This is a genomic window from Rhodococcus parequi (genome assembly GCF_046042785.1).
GTDB lineage: Bacteria > Actinomycetota > Actinomycetes > Mycobacteriales > Mycobacteriaceae > Prescottella > Prescottella parequi.
The window spans coordinates 1-15,358 of record NZ_JBDLNV010000012.1 but is presented as its reverse complement, the minus strand read 5'-3'; the positions used below and the strand labels follow the sequence as shown (position 1 = coordinate 15,358).

Annotated in this window: 13 protein-coding genes and 1 tRNA gene; 2 read left to right on the top strand and 12 right to left on the bottom strand. The window is 65.5% G+C overall.

All coding sequences use genetic code 11. The features are described 5' to 3' along the window. The 6 genes from ABEU20_RS24430 to dcd all read right to left on the bottom strand — a co-directional run bounded on the left by ABEU20_RS24430 (window position 1) and on the right by dcd (window position 7,879). On the bottom strand, window positions 1-654 hold the full coding sequence (locus tag ABEU20_RS24430; protein WP_420166979.1) for a serine O-acetyltransferase: 654 nt from the start codon (window positions 652-654) through the stop codon (window positions 1-3). Then, a complete protein-coding gene (locus ABEU20_RS24425) occupies window positions 641-1,594 on the bottom strand; it encodes an NAD-dependent epimerase/dehydratase family protein (RefSeq protein WP_420166978.1) in 954 nt (317 codons plus the stop codon). The genes ABEU20_RS24430 and ABEU20_RS24425 overlap by 14 nt, the downstream gene beginning before the upstream one ends. Before the next feature lie 19 nt (window positions 1,595-1,613). Continuing rightward, window positions 1,614-3,500, bottom strand: coding sequence for a WecB/TagA/CpsF family glycosyltransferase (locus ABEU20_RS24420; RefSeq protein ID WP_420166977.1), 1,887 nt, complete (start codon window positions 3,498-3,500; stop codon window positions 1,614-1,616). A gap of 50 nt (window positions 3,501-3,550) precedes the next feature. Then, the gene (locus tag ABEU20_RS24415; protein WP_420166976.1) at window positions 3,551-4,876 is read right to left on the bottom strand and encodes a UDP-glucose dehydrogenase family protein; all 1,326 of its coding nucleotides are present in this window, start codon (window positions 4,874-4,876) and stop codon (window positions 3,551-3,553) included. Window positions 4,877-4,976: 100 nt separating this feature from the next. Further along, window positions 4,977-6,536 (bottom strand): sugar transferase, encoded by a 1,560-nt coding sequence (locus ABEU20_RS24410; protein ID WP_420166975.1) that lies wholly within the window; start codon window positions 6,534-6,536, stop codon window positions 4,977-4,979. Window positions 6,537-7,291: 755 nt separating this feature from the next. Next, entirely contained in the window at window positions 7,292-7,879 is a 588-nt protein-coding gene (gene dcd, locus ABEU20_RS24405; RefSeq protein WP_225017299.1) for a dCTP deaminase, read from the bottom strand. Window positions 7,880-8,039: 160 nt separating this feature from the next. Between dcd and ABEU20_RS24400 the strand changes: the two genes are divergently transcribed. After that, window positions 8,040-8,110: transfer RNA gene (locus ABEU20_RS24400), tRNA-Gly, on the top strand. Here ABEU20_RS24400 and ABEU20_RS24395 read toward each other — a convergent pair. The 4 genes from ABEU20_RS24395 to ABEU20_RS24380 all read right to left on the bottom strand — a co-directional run bounded on the left by ABEU20_RS24395 (window position 8,102) and on the right by ABEU20_RS24380 (window position 13,088). Further along, window positions 8,102-8,911, bottom strand: coding sequence for a barstar family protein (locus ABEU20_RS24395; RefSeq protein WP_420166974.1), 810 nt, complete (start codon window positions 8,909-8,911; stop codon window positions 8,102-8,104). The two genes, ABEU20_RS24400 and ABEU20_RS24395, sit on opposite strands and share 9 nt — an antisense overlap. A gap of 191 nt (window positions 8,912-9,102) precedes the next feature. Further along, the gene (locus tag ABEU20_RS24390) at window positions 9,103-10,353 is read right to left on the bottom strand and encodes a vWA domain-containing protein (protein WP_420166996.1); all 1,251 of its coding nucleotides are present in this window, start codon (window positions 10,351-10,353) and stop codon (window positions 9,103-9,105) included. Window positions 10,354-10,373: 20 nt separating this feature from the next. Continuing rightward, window positions 10,374-11,609 (bottom strand): AAA family ATPase, encoded by a 1,236-nt coding sequence (locus tag ABEU20_RS24385; protein WP_420166973.1) that lies wholly within the window; start codon window positions 11,607-11,609, stop codon window positions 10,374-10,376. Between the two features lie 93 nt (window positions 11,610-11,702). Beyond that, on the bottom strand, window positions 11,703-13,088 hold the full coding sequence (locus ABEU20_RS24380; protein WP_456300338.1) for a hypothetical protein: 1,386 nt from the start codon (window positions 13,086-13,088) through the stop codon (window positions 11,703-11,705). Between the two features lie 584 nt (window positions 13,089-13,672). Between ABEU20_RS24380 and ABEU20_RS24375 the strand changes: the two genes are divergently transcribed. After that, a complete protein-coding gene (locus ABEU20_RS24375) occupies window positions 13,673-14,065 on the top strand; it encodes a hypothetical protein (RefSeq protein ID WP_420166971.1) in 393 nt (130 codons plus the stop codon). 97 nt (window positions 14,066-14,162) lie between these two features. Here the strand turns inward: ABEU20_RS24375 and ABEU20_RS24370 are convergent, their stop codons facing one another. After that, window positions 14,163-14,957, bottom strand: coding sequence for a hypothetical protein (locus tag ABEU20_RS24370; protein ID WP_420166970.1), 795 nt, complete (start codon window positions 14,955-14,957; stop codon window positions 14,163-14,165). A gap of 153 nt (window positions 14,958-15,110) precedes the next feature. Beyond that, the coding region (locus ABEU20_RS24365; RefSeq protein ID WP_420166969.1) for a putative immunity protein at window positions 15,111-15,358 on the bottom strand (248 nt) is incomplete at its 5' end.

Genomic DNA, 15,358 nt, shown 5'->3' with positions numbered 1-15,358 from the left:
TCAACCCCTCTCGTCGATAGGCACTGTCGCCCACAAACGAGCTAGCTCGGCAGCGATGCCTGCCGGCATCACCCCTCGCGAGCCTGACATGGAGATGACCCGTGCCGGCGCTCCCGCCACGACCCCGAATCTCGGAACATCCTTGTTGACAACGGAGTTAGCTCCGACTACAGCGCCCGAACCCAGATTGACCCCGCCATACAAGACTGCTCCGGGGCCCACGTATACGCCGTCCCCCAGTTGGGGCGCTTCGCCGTTCACCTCGCCCAGGTTGGTCGCCGAATGGATACGGCAGAAGCGGCCCGCACGGACCTTGTCATTCACAACGACACTGCCGTAGTGCGGCACAGAAAGCCCCCTTCCGAACACCCCGGCGGGGATCGAGAGCCCCATCCAGATCCCGAGAAGTTTCAAGTACGCTCGGCGCGCTTCAGCGATGACCCGACAGAGACGACCCTGGCTTTGCAGGAACTCCACATCGCGCATCACGCGCTGGTAGTAGAGGGTGGGGTGTTTCAGCCGATAGTGGAAACGCCAATTGGCCAGCCCGTAAGCGAGCAGATCGGCCCTCTTGAAATCTTTCAAATCGCCGTGGTCAGTGATGCGGTCATGCGCATGCGACTGTGATTGGCTCAGCACTTCAGTTGCCGGCATTGGTCGCACATGCCCATTCGTAATGACGCCGGAGCCCCTCAGCGATCCCGACTTGCGGTTCCCAGCCCAGATTTGCTCGGATCGCGTCGGTGGACCCGCCCGTCCTGAACACGTCTCCGCGAACGGTGCCTTCCCGGCGAACCTCCAGCGACGAACCATGCAGTTCCTCGATGATACTCAAAGCCTCATTGACCGAGACATTGCTACCGCCAGCAACATTCAGCACCGTTCCAGGCTTCACATCGGCAGCACCGGCCGCGATGTTTGCCCTCACGACGTCGTCGATGAATGTGAAGTCCCTCAACTGCTCGCCCGAGCCGAACACGGTGATCGGCTCGCCTCTCACTGCCGCAGTCGTAAATCGAGTGAACGCCATATCGGGTCGCTGTCCAGGTCCGTAGACCGTGAAGTAACGCAGCGACGTAGTCGGTAACCCGAAATTCTCCGCGTACAAGCTGCACAGATGTTCAGCAGCAAGCTTGGTCACACCGTAGGGGCTCATCGGCTGAGGCCGGTCCTGCTCGCTTGTAGGATACGTTTCTGCGTTTCCGTACACGGACGACGAGGACGCATACACCAAACGGGACAGCCCCCGGCAATGCACCGCTGCTTCAAGAAGCTTCTGAGTTGCCGAAATGTTCGCATGGACGTACTCGTCGAAGTCCGAGCCCCAAGACTTCCGAACGCCTGGTTGGCCGGCCTGGTGGTAGACGACATCGACAGAATCGTCCAGCACTTCGATCAGGTTCAGGTCGTTCAGGTCCGACTCGAGAAATGTGAAACCGGGGCGACTGAGCCGCGCCAGGTTCGCCCTCTTCAGTTCAGGCGAGTAGTAGTCGGTGATCGAATCGATCCCAACCACCTCGTGACCCTGGCTCAACAACTCTTCAGCAAGATTCGAACCGACGAATCCGGCCACACCGGTGATGACTGCGCGCATTACCCCTCTGTCCCAGCCGTCAAGCGGCTGACGCGTTGAAGATTCGTTCAATGACAACTGGCGCCTGCAACCCGGCTACCGTCTGGACCGCCGCACTGCTGTCGCATTCGAGCGAGTCCACAATCGCTGCTGCTAGAAGACGCGGATCCCGCTGTCTTACGGTGTAGCCGTTCGTCCCATCCACAATCAATCGCCCAGTGTCCGAACCCTCAGTGACAACCGCAGTCAGTCCGGAGGCGAGTGATTCGACCAACACGCGTGGATACCCCTCATAGCCCGCGTGAGAGGTCATGAGGAAGACGCCACACTCAGCCATTACCCGAGCGACGTCGGCCGGTGCCAGCCTTCCGTGAATCGTCACGCGACTCCGCAATTCTTCTGGCATCGAACGAATCTCCGCCTCGAGTGCGGGGAGGAGCGTACCTCCGCCGACGACATCCAACTTCCAGGCATCACCCAACGTTGCAAGTTCTGCGAACGCTGCGATGGCAAGCAGGGGATCCTTCGGTTCTTCCACTCGACCCACCCACAGCACCCTGTGTGGATCCCGGTCTTGGGCAACCTGCTGTATGACCCTCGGGTCGAACCATGTGGGTGAGAAGATCGTGTTCGGGTTGTGCAGCCCAAGTTGCTGTGCGTAGTCAGGGTTGAATACGACGACATCATCAGCCCGACGAACCACGTGGTGTTCCAGCGCGGCGTGGACCCTGCTCGCATACCGCCAGATCGAATCCGAGGTGGACCCCGTCAAACCGGAGTCCTGTGTGTGGACGAAGTAGGCAAGTGGGCGACGAAAAACCGTTTTGAGGGCCACCGCTGTATCCATTCGATGAGCCTGGAGCAGCCGAAACTTCGGAATACGTCGGCGGTACTTCATCGCGCCCAGCACCAAGCGCAACGAGTGAGGCACCCTTCGCTTCTGGTTCCCCGGGTCCAGGTGTGCGACGGGAAGAAACCAGAACTGTCGATCGCCCACGACGTGGCTCTCCCACCGTCCGAGAACCCGGTCGCGCTCGTTTTCGGTCGAGGCGGCGTCGATGCCGACGATCCCAATCTTCGTGCCCTCTGGGAAGTATCTGCAAATGCCGCGCAGGCAAGTGTCGATACCTCCCGGCGACGGATTTGCAGGGTCGAACTGGTGGACGATCAGGCGGTCAAGCTCTGGCGGAATGGGCTCGACCATCGCAATTCCTTGTTCAGCTTGCGCACGCCGCTGTGCGACTACGGTCCTCACAAAATGCGGGGCGGACTGCGCGTACCTCCGCGCGAGCTTCTTCGGCTCTGTGGCGAGCCGGTGAAGCCACTCGAGCTTCAGCCTCTGCATCGCCACAGGTGCCCGCTTGAGAGTGCCGGCAGCAAATTCGATCGATGCGCCCACACACAGGACGACGCCACGGTCGATCGTCTCCAGCAGCTCTAGGGCTAGAGATTCCTGCCGAGGAACCCCCAGACCGACGAAGATGATCTCCGGTCGTGCGTTCGCGATCCGCTCGAGCAATTCATTGCGGGCAGACCGATTCTCTAGTTCGCTCCGGGGAGCGCATTCGATCGAGACGACATCGAGGCTCGGGTTGGCCCGCGTCAGGTTCTTCGCTGCCAGGACAGCCGAGTCTCCTGCGCCGCCAACCAAGGCAACCGATACAGGCCGCCTACAAAGCTCGATTAACAGATCCGACCCTGGAACGCGCTCGGAATCGAGCTTCCCACGACTGAGGTGGCGGATAGCGCTCACCACCGGCCAGCCGTCGGGAGGAGAGAAGTCCGCGCGGTCGTATGCCTGCTGGAGGATCGGACAAGTCTCTACTTGTTTGACATGCGCGATATTCGGTGTGACCACAAGGTATGGCTTCTCCCCGCGGGCCATCTCGACAATCGTCGCGACGGCCGCTTGGAGACTCGAGGGCATGGTGTGGATACGCCCGAGAGGTTGACGCGGTATCGAATCGAGAAGCACAGCTACCGTCCCATGCCCCTGTAGTTCCAACCTGCGTCGCGCCAAACAGTCGGATCGAGACAATTGCGTCCGTCGACAATGCTGCGTTGACGAACCAGCTTGCCGAGCCTCGCCGGCTTCAGGTCGCAAAACTGCTTCCACTCAGTCAACACGAGTATTACGTCCGCACCCTCGACCGCTTCGTTCACATCCGCTGCGTAGCTGAGTGTGGGGAAGTTGCGGCGAGAATTCTCCATTGCTTTGGGGTCGTAGACCGTGACAGCCGCACCTTGAAGCTGAATCTGCCCCGCCACGTTAAGCGCCGGTGAATCACGCACATCATCAGACTCGGGTTTGAACGCCGCACCGAGAACTGCGACGCGGGTCCCGAGAAGGTTTCCTCCACAGGCCTCGCGTGCCATCTCGACCATCCGGGTACGTCGGCGCATGTTCACTGCGTCGACCTCACGAAGGAAAGTCAGCGCATGATCCGCGCCGAGCTCGCCTGCGCGAGCCATGAAGGCACGGATGTCCTTGGGAAGACATCCACCTCCGAAGCCCAGCCCTGCGTTGAGGAACCGGCGGCCGATACGAGCATCGTGGCCGATCGCGTCCGCGAGGACTGTGACATCGGCATCGACGGCTTCACAGACTTCCGCCATCGCATTGATGAAGGAGATCTTCGTGGCCAGGAAGGCGTTGGCAGATGTCTTGACCAGTTCTGCAGTCGCAAGGTCGGTCACCAGGAACGGGATTCGCTCATCGAGAAGCTGCGCATAGATCTCGCGGGCAACCTCCTCGGCGCGTCCCGGACGCTCACGATCGAGGCCCAGCACGAGGCGGTCCGGGTGGAGTGTGTCCTGCACTGCAAACCCCTCGCGGAGGAACTCAGGGTTCCACGCGACTTCCACCTCGACTCCGGCCGGCGCCAATGCGCGAGCACGCTGACCGAGACGAGCGGCCGTGCCGACGGGAACCGTCGACTTTCCGAAGATCACCGCAGGACGCTTCAAGAGGGGCGCCAAAGTGTCGATCACCGCGTCGACATACGTCAGGTCCGCCGCGAATTCGCCCTTCTTCTGAGGGGTTCCGACACCGATGAAATGCACATCGGCGAACTCCGCAGCTTCCTCGTAACTGGAGGTGAAGCGCAGTCGTCCCGCCTCGATGTTGCGCTTGAGAACCTCCTCGAGCCCCGGCTCGTAGAACGGGACCTCACCGGCCTCGAGTTTGGCCAACTTCGATTCATCGACGTCGACCCCCAGCACGTGATGCCCGAGTTCCGCCATACACGCAGCATGGGTCGCGCCAAGATAGCCGGTACCGAATACCGCCATGGGAGTGCTCATTTGATCTGCCTCAATCCTGGTGATGTGGGGGGTCGACGAAGTCCCGCTTCCGACGTGGAAAGCAGTTTCGTCATCGAGTGGTTTGCCCAGGCCGAGGCCGTCAATATGCTCCACTGCCCGCCGTGACGGCGCGGACGGTCTTGCCGACGATGAGGACATCCTGCATCATCGACCAGTTCTCGACGTACGAAAGATCCAGTCGTACAGTCTCATCCCACGACAGGTCACTGCGGCCGCTGACCTGCCACAGTCCGGTGAGGCCGGGCTTGACGAGCATGCGCCGGCGGACAGTTCCGTCGTAGGCCTCGACCTCGCGGCGAAGCGGCGGCCGCGGGCCGACGACGCTCATCTCGCGACGGAGCACGTTCACGAACTGCGGCAGCTCGTCGAGGCTGTACTTGCGCAGGAACTTTCCGACCGGGGTGATGCGGGGGTCGTCCTTCATCTTGAACAGGACACCGGCGCCTTCGTTCTGACCGAGTAGGGCGGCGACCTGCTTGTCGGCGCCGTCGACCATGGTGCGGAACTTCAGCATCGGGAACGGCTTGCCGTTGATCCCCATTCGCTCGGACTTGTAGAGCACGGGGCCCCTGCTGGTCGTCTTGACTGAGATCGCGGCGATCAGCATCACCGGAGACAAGGCAACCAGAGCCGCCAGAGAGAAGCACATGTCGAAGGCGGTCTTACCGAAGCGCTTCGCGCCGTGGTAGCGCGGCTTCTCGACGTGGATCAGCGGGAATCCGGCGACGGGGCGCATCACCAGGCGCGGGCCGGCGACATCCACGACGCCGGGCGCCACGACCAGATCGATGTTGAGCGGTTCGAGGTCCCAGACGAGCCCGCGAATTCCGTCGTGCCCCAGCTGCTCGGTGGCCGTCACCACGACCGTGTCTGCACCGCAGGCCTGCAGCGCATTCACGACGGTGTACTCGTCGCCGAGAACGGGGATCGCCCGGCCGTCGACGACGACGTGTTCCTCGTCGCGGTGGCCGTAACCCGGTACACAGACACCGACGACGCGGTATCCGGAGGCCGAATCGCGCTCGAAGTTGCGTGTCATCGTCAGCACCGACTCGCGGTTGCCGACAACGAGAACCGATGTGTGGCAGTCACCCTGACGGCGCTTGTGGGTGACGACCTTCCGCATCACCCAGCGCCCGAGCATCAGACCGGCCAGTCCCGCCGGAAACGCGATCGCCAGGTAGCCTCGCGCGATGTCGATGCGGAACAGCAGGCTGATCATGCCGATCAGCCCGAACAACTGGAAGGTGGCGACACCGATCCGCCGATACTCCTCGGCGCCGGCGCCGATGACCCGGGTCGACCGGGTGCGGTGGATCACCAACATCGCGATCCACAGGACTGCCAGGGCAACCGACATCATGGTGTAGCTGAAACCGGAGATGGTGTTCGTCGCGACCGACTGCGCCTCGGTTCCGAAGCGGACGACCTGCGCGGCCGCTACCGCACCGGCGACGATGACCGCATCGATGATCCGTAGGCGACTGACGTAGCAGTGCTCCCACTTGCTCCGCGAATTATGTTGGGGAGAAGATTCATCCACCAAGCGAAGCGGAGAGGACGACCCGTCCCCCGCCTCCAGCCCGGTCCCTGTTTCCAGGTAACGCGAAGCCGTCACGCCTTCACCTCCATCGACCATTCACACGAAATGACCCCCGACGGGTCGATACGTTGTCGAACCCGGGCCGGCACCCGACCGAAGTCGAACCACCAACCCGTCCCATCCGTTCCAGTCCCCCCGGCCCGGCGCCCGAAGGCGACGACACCGGTAGATGTCTCCACCGCCAGACCCCGAGCAAGGCTGGGAAGGCGATGGATTCATCCCCGAAACAGATGCGCTTCGGGTGCGAGTTCCGCTTTGCACCGTCCGCTGTACGCAAACGTTCTAACACGCCCCGGTGCCCGCCAAAAGTCGAACGAACCAGGTCCGAGAGTTGGGCGTTCGTCCGGTTCGGCGCCGACGCGGATTGGACAAACGTCCACAATGAAGGTCGGCGAGAGCACAAAGTCCCATCCGAAATTAACGGGGAGACTGACCCTTTAAGAAATCAGGTACGGCAGTACTACTACCGGGTAACCAAACCGACCTGCGGAGACCATCCGCACTCGGTGCCTGATCCTCTGCCACCTGGTACCGAGAACGCACTACCAGAACTGCCGAGCGCACACCCGGGGGGACCTTCGACTAGGGCGGCAGCCGTCTGAATCGATGCACAAGACTGCCGTATCCCAGCAGGCGGAGAACACTTCTGGACACCTGTCAATGTGATGGAAAACACAAGCGCCGACTTGGTCGCCCGACCGTCGACGCGGATCGGCAGTCGTTCCGCGTGATCGGTGCCTGAAACTTAAACTATGCCAATGGAGCTCGCGCGGCGCCGTCCACCGGAGCGGTCAGTTGGTGCGTCGGCCGGGATGGGTGGGGAAGTTCAGGTAGGCGCGTGACGGAGTGGGCCCACGCTGCCCCTGATACTTCGATCCGACGGCGGAACTCCCGTAAGGATTCTCGGCCGCACTGGTGAGCCGCAGCAGGCAGAGCTGACCGATCTTCATCCCCGGCCACAAGGTGATGGGGAGATTGGCGACGTTGGACAGCTCGAGCGTGATGTGCCCGCTGAATCCCGGGTCGATGAACCCGGCGGTGGAATGCGTGAGCAAGCCCAGGCGGCCGAGACTCGACTTACCTTCGAGCCGTCCCGCCAGGTCGTCGGGAAGCGTGCACACCTCGAGGGTCGAGCCGAGGACGAACTCTCCGGGATGGAGCACGAACGGCTCGCCCGCGACCGGTTCGACGAGCGACGTCAGCTCGTCCTGCTGCAGCGCCGGGTCGATGTGCGTGTACTTCGTGTTGTCGAAGACACGGAAGAGGCTGTCGAGGCGCACGTCCACGCTCGAGGGCTGCACCATCTCAGGCACGAACGGGTCGATCCCGAGTCGTCCGGATGAAACCTCGGCGCGGATGTCACGATCAGAGAGCAGCACAGCACGAGGCTACCGGGGCCCTGTGTGTGACCGGAGCGGACCTCGTTGTTTCGCCTGCAGGTGGACGCGCCTCGCGAGGGTCGGAGACCGGCCGACGAGCTTCTGCTACAGTTGCCGCTTGCAGGCTTCGAATCTCTGGATTTCAACAAAAGCCCTGCTCGCCGATGTAGTTCAATGGTAGAACATCAGCTTCCCAAGCTGAATACGCGGGTTCGATTCCCGTCATCGGCTCTCTTGATCGTCGGAGCTATCACGCAGCTCGCTGTACTTACCGAGGACGCGCTCCTTCTCTGCCCCGAAGGGGTAGCCGGCGCACATCGAAGAACCCATTCCCAGGCCGGCGTGATGCATGGCCCGCTGGATGTCCTCGTCGATCTCGCCGAGGTCGCCCTCCCCTCGAATACCCACCGACACGACCACATCGAAGCGTTGCGGCTGCGGCTCCCCGCGGTACCCATCTGAAGCTTCGACATCGAGTCGGACCGGGTCGAGGATCTGCCACCTCGCCCACCCGCCGACCTGATCCTCGAGCGTGGACGCGATGACCTCGATTGCCGCGGCGGCGTCGGCGTCGGTGGTGTCGAACTGGAACTCGACGATCTCTTGCTCTGTGATCGGCCACGAACTCGGTGGTGTGTCCCAGAGGCTTCCGGCTCCCACCGGTCTTCCGTCGACAGGACCGAGGTCGTCGGCGGTCGATTCGACGATGCACAACATCGGGTGCGAGAAGAGCGCCGCCAGGCGTGCATGGCTCGCGAAGATGGTCAGCAGCACATCTGCTGTGTGACGGTCGAGGTCCACCAGGGTGTCGTAGCCGGCGAGTGCGAGCACCGTGCCGGTGGTGCGCGGGTCGCTGCCGGATCGGAACTCCCCGACGTCGTTCATCAGATCGTTGAAGGCGTCGAGATTCTTGCCGTAGATGGCGGGGAACGACAGCACATCGGCCAACGCCGCGTGCACGTCGGCGACTGTATTGCACTGCTGCACATCGATCCGATGGATCAGGTAGCCGAGTTCGTCAAGGCGCCGCACAGCGCAATCGAGGCCGAATCGACCGTCGTACCTGAACACGGACCCGTTCCGCAACAAGCTCCAGTCGAAGCGCTGCCGTTGCCTGTTGAAGAGCTCTCGATCAAGCGGGTCGAAGACAGGACCGCGAGGCATACCCGAATCGTAGATCAGCGGCGGCTCCGGCTGAGGCGTGTCGTCGGTCCCTCATTTCCTCACACACGACAGTCCTGCGGTGTGCCGATCTCCACGACGCGCGCCCATTCCGGCGGCAGATTCGGGACGTAGTGATCGTCCGACCAGTAGTGGGGACTTACTCGGGGGAACAGACCGACCACCGTTCGGCAGCCCGCCGGCCGACTGCTCGGCCACGGGGTCTGGCCATCGGTGAGCACGACCACCACGTCGGGGCTCGGGCGGCCGCGCAATGCCTTCGCGAACCCGGCACGCAGATCGGTGCCCCCGCCGCCGAAGAGCGGGATGTTCTCGGCCCGGCACAACGGGTGCACGACCCGAGCGGCCGCGTCGCACGACAGCACCGTCACGAGATCGCGGCGCCCGCCCACGGCTCGCGTGATGGCTGCCACCTCGAGCAGTGCGCTGCCCAGGTCCGCGTCGCTGACCGATCCCGACGTGTCGACCACGACGCTGACCCGCGGTGGTGTGCGCCGCAGACTCGGCAGGATCGCGCCCGGCACCGCCGCCGAGCGGCGCGCCGGGCGCCGGTAGGTGTAGTTCTCCCCGGTGCCGGACGAGGAGGTGGCTGAGCGGATCGCCGCACCCAGCAGGGCCCGCCACGGCTGTGTCGGGTGCAGTGCCTCCTCCGCCCACCGCTGCCATCCGCGGGGCGCCTCGCCGCGGCGTCGGGCGATGTTGTGCGCCAACTGGAATCGGGCTGCATCACGCTGCTGATCGCTGAGCCCGTCCGCGCCGTCGGGGCCCAGTTCCCACTCCCGGCGAAGCCCGTCGGCGCCGCTGCCGCAGTCGAGCCACGTCAGACCGTCCGTGCGTGGACCGAGACGGAACTGGCCGAGGTAGTCCTCCATGAGCCGCCCGCCGGGCAGGCCCAGGGTCGACGGTAGAACGGCGTCGTCGGGCACCGGCAATCCTTCACCGAACGCGTCGTCGTTGATCTCCGCGTCGGCAGCGAGGTTCATCCGGAGCCGCTCCGCGCGTCCGGTGAGGTCGTGTGCACGGGCGTACCGGTCGCTGCGGCCGTGGTGATCGCGCAGCAGATGCGACACCCCGTGAACCAGGTGCGACGCCAGCTCCTCCACCGGCCGCCCGGCAACGAAGGCAGGAGAGGCGTAGCAGCGCCAGTATCGGTCCACGCTCATCGTCGGCACGCGCGGCGAAGCAACGATGTGCAGCGCATACAGGTCGGTCGCCAGGTACGGCCGGGTGCGGGCGGCGTGCAGCCGCGCAGCGTAGATCTTCTCGGAATCGAGCGCCGACTCCGTCGTCATCGTCATCGTCATCGTCGCCGTCATCGAATGTTCTGCGCAGCAGCCTGTTCCGCAGCCCGGTCGGCGGCCACGGACACCGATACGACGTCGGCGAGCTGGTCTATTCCCGTCGGCACCTCCCAGTCGTCCTGCCGCAGCGTGGCCAGGGTGGTCGCGGGGACCACCACGAGGTCCGGTGGTCCGGTCTGCACCGCGGTGACGAGCAGCGTCCACGCCGCGTCCCAGCGGGACCTCTCCGGTCGTCGGCGGACGGCCGCGACCACCGCGTCGAGCACGGCCTGACGCAGATCGCCGCGCTCGGGCAGAGCGGCCGCGGCCGGATCCGCGAGCAACGTCTCGGGATCCGGCAGGTCCATGCGTTCGAGGGCTGCCAGCAACTCGAAACCGGGACCGTCCCCGACGCTGCCGCGGACCAGCAGGGACAGCACGTCCGTCGACGACGACGCGGCGGTGGCGAACGCGATGAGCCGGACCGTCATGTCCCAGCTCCGCGGCGACGGCCAAGCACCGCCGCGGCGGGTCTGGCTGCCGGGAAGTTGATGCACGAGCGTGGGGCGGGCGTCGAGCAGATGGCAGACTGCGCGGCGTCCGAATGCCACTGCCTCCGAGAACTTCTCCACATCGAGTCGTGGCAACGTCGCGCGAGGCCAGGTGCCGCCGAGTCCGCGCACCACCACATCGTGGTCATGGGTCCAGTGCAGGTGCACGAAACGGTTGGCCAACGGCGGGCTCAGCTCCCACCCGTCCGCTGCCGACGACGGCGGGTTGGCCGCAGCCACGATGCGGACCCCCGGCGGCAGTTGCAGCGCACCGATTCGTCTCTCCAGAACCAGCCGCAGCAGGGCCGCCTGCACGGCGGGCGGCGCCGTCGACAGCTCGTCCAAGAACAGCAAACCCCGTCCGGCCTGTACGAGCCGAACGGCCCAGTCGGGTGGGGCCATCGGCACACCGTGTGTCGCCGGATCCTCACCGAGCACGGGCAGGCCCGAGAAGTCCGACGGCTCGTGCACGCTCGCGATGACGGTGGTCAGCGGCAAGTTCAGGGAATCCGCGAGCTGGGTCAGGGCGGCCGTCTTGCCGATTCCCGGCTCACCCCACAGCAGCACCGGTAGGTCCGCCGCCACCGCGAGGGCGAGGGCCTCGAGCTGATCGTCGGGTCGCGGTTCGGTGGTGACGGTGTCGAGCATCGCCGACAGCGCTGCGACACTGTCGAGTTCGGTGGTGGTGGACGGGTGAGAAGGCAGAACGGAAGACATGGATATCACCTGTGGAATCGAGAGCGGCTGCAGGCGCGGCAGTGCCGCCACACTGCGGGACAGAGGTTTTCGTGTGTAGCGTGGTTATGGCGGTCAACGCGGATGGGAACGCCGCGACCGCCGGCGGCGGCGGCGCCGAGGATCCGTCGAGGGCGGCGTTTCGGACGGCGCGGAACGGAACTGCTCGTACGCGTCGCGACGGTCCGCGGAGGCGCGGAGCTCGTCCAGGAGGGGCCCGTCCCGGAGAACGGCGTCCGGGCCGAGTAATCGCTCCACGACGGCCAACGCCCCGACGGTGTCGCCGTGGTCCAGCCGCTCACGAACACCGGGAAGACAGTCCGGGTGGCGATGGGCGCGGTCGATGGCCTGCAGACACGGTAGGGGCGTGCCGCCGAGCGCGGCGAGCAGTTCCTCGCGCCGAATCTCGGCGGGGTCGTGATCGAGAGCGGTCAGCGTACCCTCGGCCAGCCCGATCCTGTGCCGCTCGCCCCGGCAGTCGACCAGGTGAAAAGGACTTTCCCCCTTCACCTCCCGGGCCCGCCCCGGCGGCGACCACCCCGGCATCAGGGCGGCGGCGACCAGCGGGTGCAGCCGGTCGGCGGTGATCGCGCCCGAGCGGATCAGCTCGAGATCGGGCAGCGTCCTGACCGCGGCATCGGGCAGTACCGGTAGCGCGGCAACCCGACCGCTCGGATAGTCGTCCACGAGCCGCAGGGCGGCCGGCTCGACGCCGGACGCGATCGGCTCCACCACGAGATCGGCCCGCTTGCCGAACCGCACTCGCACGGCGCCGTCGCGGTGCCCGTCCGCGCGGAGGAGGATTCCGACTTCGGCCGCCCAACGATCGACGGCGCAGCCCTCCGGAACTCCCTCGGCCCAGACCGGATCCGGCGCAGGCTCGCGCAGGAATCGTTCTGCGCCAGAACGTAATCGCAACTCGCCCGACCGACGGACGTCCCACAGGTGTCGGTGAAGGTCCAACCGGTAGCGCCGGTTGGGACGGGGGTGTGGGTGGGAATGTCCGGCGAGAGTCGTGTCTTCGCACAGCGTCAGCACGATCCGCTGCCCGCCATCGGCCCAGGCGGGAGCGGTGCGTACCACGAGATTCACCGAAGCGGTTCCGCCATAAGGTTTTCGGCGGACGCGCGGCCCGTAGCGAGCCAGTGCGACGGTGAGACCGGGCCGTAGGAGCCCGTCCGGGGCCACCCGCGGCAGATGCCAGCGCAGTAGATCCGGCGCCAGATGCACCAGGTCGGCCAGAACCTGCGTCGCGATCTCACGGCCGTGGGTGCGCGCCAGCTCTCGCAGATCGATATCGGCGTCGAAACCTGCTGCGCTACAAGCGCCGAACCAGTCGCCGGCGAGACGTCGCCCGGTTGCGATCTCGATCATGGACGGCGGCACGGCGAACTCGCGCACGCGCAGCCAGAAGGACAGTCGGGGATCGATCCCGTTCACGGTCGGAGGGTGCATCAGCACTCACCGTGTGTGAACTGGGCCCCCAATCTTGCATCGGAGTAAGTTGTCATCGACGCAATCGTAGCGCGCCGCAGCGAAGTCGGCCAGCACGACGCTTCGTCGCCGCTCCGCCAGTGGGGTCGGACCAGGCGCCGGGGACCGGCCCTCGCCAGCCCCGAAGCAGCCGTTCCGCCCGAGCCAGGGACTCGCCCCGGCTGGGACGCCACGCTCACGCTCCCTGTCACGTCGACACCCCCACTGATTCCTCGGACGGACGGCGACTGTCCTCCCCCACGCCTGGGTAGAGTCGGCGCGTGACGCCACCACGCCCGCTTCGGAACTGTTGTCCGATCCGCTGCGGCACGGGGCCGCGATCAAGGGCTATTGAGATCGCCGTGGGTTCCGAAGCCCGACGTCTCCGGTCCGGGCGTAATGAATCCGTCGAACCGAGCGATGATCGGGACATGAAAACTTCACATCGACTTGCTTCAGTCGCAGCCGCCGGGACCCTCGGCGCTGCAATGTTCGTCGCGGCGCCGGGCGTGGCCAGCGCCGCCGATCCCTGCATGCTCGGGTGGTCGAATGTGGGACCGCGAACATGCGCCATGACCGACGTGGGCATGGCCCCGGTATGGACGCTGGGCAACGGGTTGTGTGCCGGCATGCTGACCGCTTCCGGGAATGCGTTCGACGGGCCGCTGTGGGAATACTCCTCCGCGCCGGGCGCCGTTCACTCCGTCGAACTCCGCATCGCGCAGGGCTTCTCGCCGCTGGGAGAGTGGGCGTCGACCACCCTCGCCTGTGACGTGACCGCGATCGTCGACTGGCAGAACTTCGACACCGGCCGGTCGGGCACCGTGAGTCGCTACGTGCCGGCGAGCAATACCGGCACCAGCCCGGCGTTCGTACACGTCGACACCGGTCCGGGCCGAGTGCGGCTCACCATGCGGACCGATCACCCGAGCATCCCGGCTTCGACGGACGTGGTCGTTCCCTGACCCGCCCCGAGGCGGCTGTCGCTCGATCTCACGACGACCAGAAGGGGCAGAGCGTGCGCGCTCTGCCCCTTCTCGTATCGGTTACCGATCCGATCCGTCAGCCCCTCGCCGACCGCACCGGAAGCAGCGGCCGCCACGGCCAGTGCTGAGCGAGCCGGCCCCGCGCCCGCAGGAAGCCGAGACCGAGCACGAGTCCGAAGATCAGGTGTCCGATCAGGGAGAGCGTGATCGTCGTCGGCGTCAGCGGAAACATGTCGTGCTGGCCGCGCGCCGACAGCGCCACCGTTGCGATGAGCCCGGCCCACACCGGGAACACCGCACCGGCGACGAACGCGAGGAGGACGGTGGCGCGGGACCGGTGCTGCAGTCCGAGCGCGAGGGCGATGAGGAAGAAGGCGATGCCGATTCCGCCGCCGTCGCCGAAGTAGCGCCACACGTAGCCGACGATCGCGCCGGTCTGGGTGTCGGTGCCCGAGTGGAGCCAGGTGCCCATCTTCGGGATGAAGTCGTTCCACAGACCGAGCAGGTACACGGTGTCGAGCCGGAAGACGTCGTAGACGAGGCACGCGAACATCCCCCAGCCGAGCCCGTAGCCGACGATGCGGTCGACCGGATGCGGGGCGATCACGCACAACACGACGACGACGGCCGCGAGCGGAATGATCAGCAGAGCGCCCGTGGCGGTCATCGACACCACGCCGAACACCTGCGCGGAGATCGCCAGGAGCGGCAGGGACGCGAGCAGCAGGTACATCCCGATGCGGGCGAGGGTCCAGTGATGGCGGACGGTCTTGCAGACGGGTTCCCCCGCCGGCAGTACGGTGCCCGACGGTCCGCGTTCGTACGCGTCGGAAACGATGGCGGGGACGGAGGTACCGAGAATTCGGGGCATGTAGGCGGGTCCCTTTCGGTCGAGGAGCCTCTCTCGACGAGTCGTCGAGTTCCGAGATCCAGCGTCCGTCGGGAGCCCTACCTGGGGATAGACACCCGAGGGGTGGGGAGAGCCCCCCATACGCCCGCGCCGGCCCGATCCGGCGTGCCGCGCTCAGCAGTCGAATACCGACCAGCAGATGTCGTTCCGTCGCCGCTGATCGTCGATGACGAGCTCGCGAATCGACTCCGGTAGCTGGTCACGTTGCCACCGGCATTCGAGCCGGCCCGCCGCCTCGGCCTCGCCGTCCGGCGCGGCAGCGCGGACTGCCTTGATCGCGTACGCGGCCGCGCCGAGGTCGTGCGCCGCCACGTGGGCCACGGCTCCCGCCTGGCCGGCGGCGTAGGCGGCGTGGTGCTTGT

Coding starts and splice junctions, on each gene's coding strand:
- ABEU20_RS24425 (WP_420166978.1), bottom strand. CDS start 1,594: ATGCGCGCAGTCATCACCGGTGTGGCCGGATTCGTCGGTTCGAATCTT.
- ABEU20_RS24390 (WP_420166996.1), bottom strand. CDS start 10,353: ATGACGACGGAGTCGGCGCTCGATTCCGAGAAGATCTACGCTGCGCGG.
- ABEU20_RS24430 (WP_420166979.1), bottom strand. CDS start 654: ATGCCGGCAACTGAAGTGCTGAGCCAATCACAGTCGCATGCGCATGAC.
- ABEU20_RS24375 (WP_420166971.1), top strand. CDS start 13,673: ATGACCGACGTGGGCATGGCCCCGGTATGGACGCTGGGCAACGGGTTG.
- ABEU20_RS24410 (WP_420166975.1), bottom strand. CDS start 6,536: ATGGTCGATGGAGGTGAAGGCGTGACGGCTTCGCGTTACCTGGAAACA.
- ABEU20_RS24385 (WP_420166973.1), bottom strand. CDS start 11,609: ATGTCTTCCGTTCTGCCTTCTCACCCGTCCACCACCACCGAACTCGAC.
- ABEU20_RS24415 (WP_420166976.1), bottom strand. CDS start 4,876: ATGAGCACTCCCATGGCGGTATTCGGTACCGGCTATCTTGGCGCGACC.
- ABEU20_RS24420 (WP_420166977.1), bottom strand. CDS start 3,500: ATGCCCTCGAGTCTCCAAGCGGCCGTCGCGACGATTGTCGAGATGGCC.
- ABEU20_RS24370 (WP_420166970.1), bottom strand. CDS start 14,957: ATGCCCCGAATTCTCGGTACCTCCGTCCCCGCCATCGTTTCCGACGCG.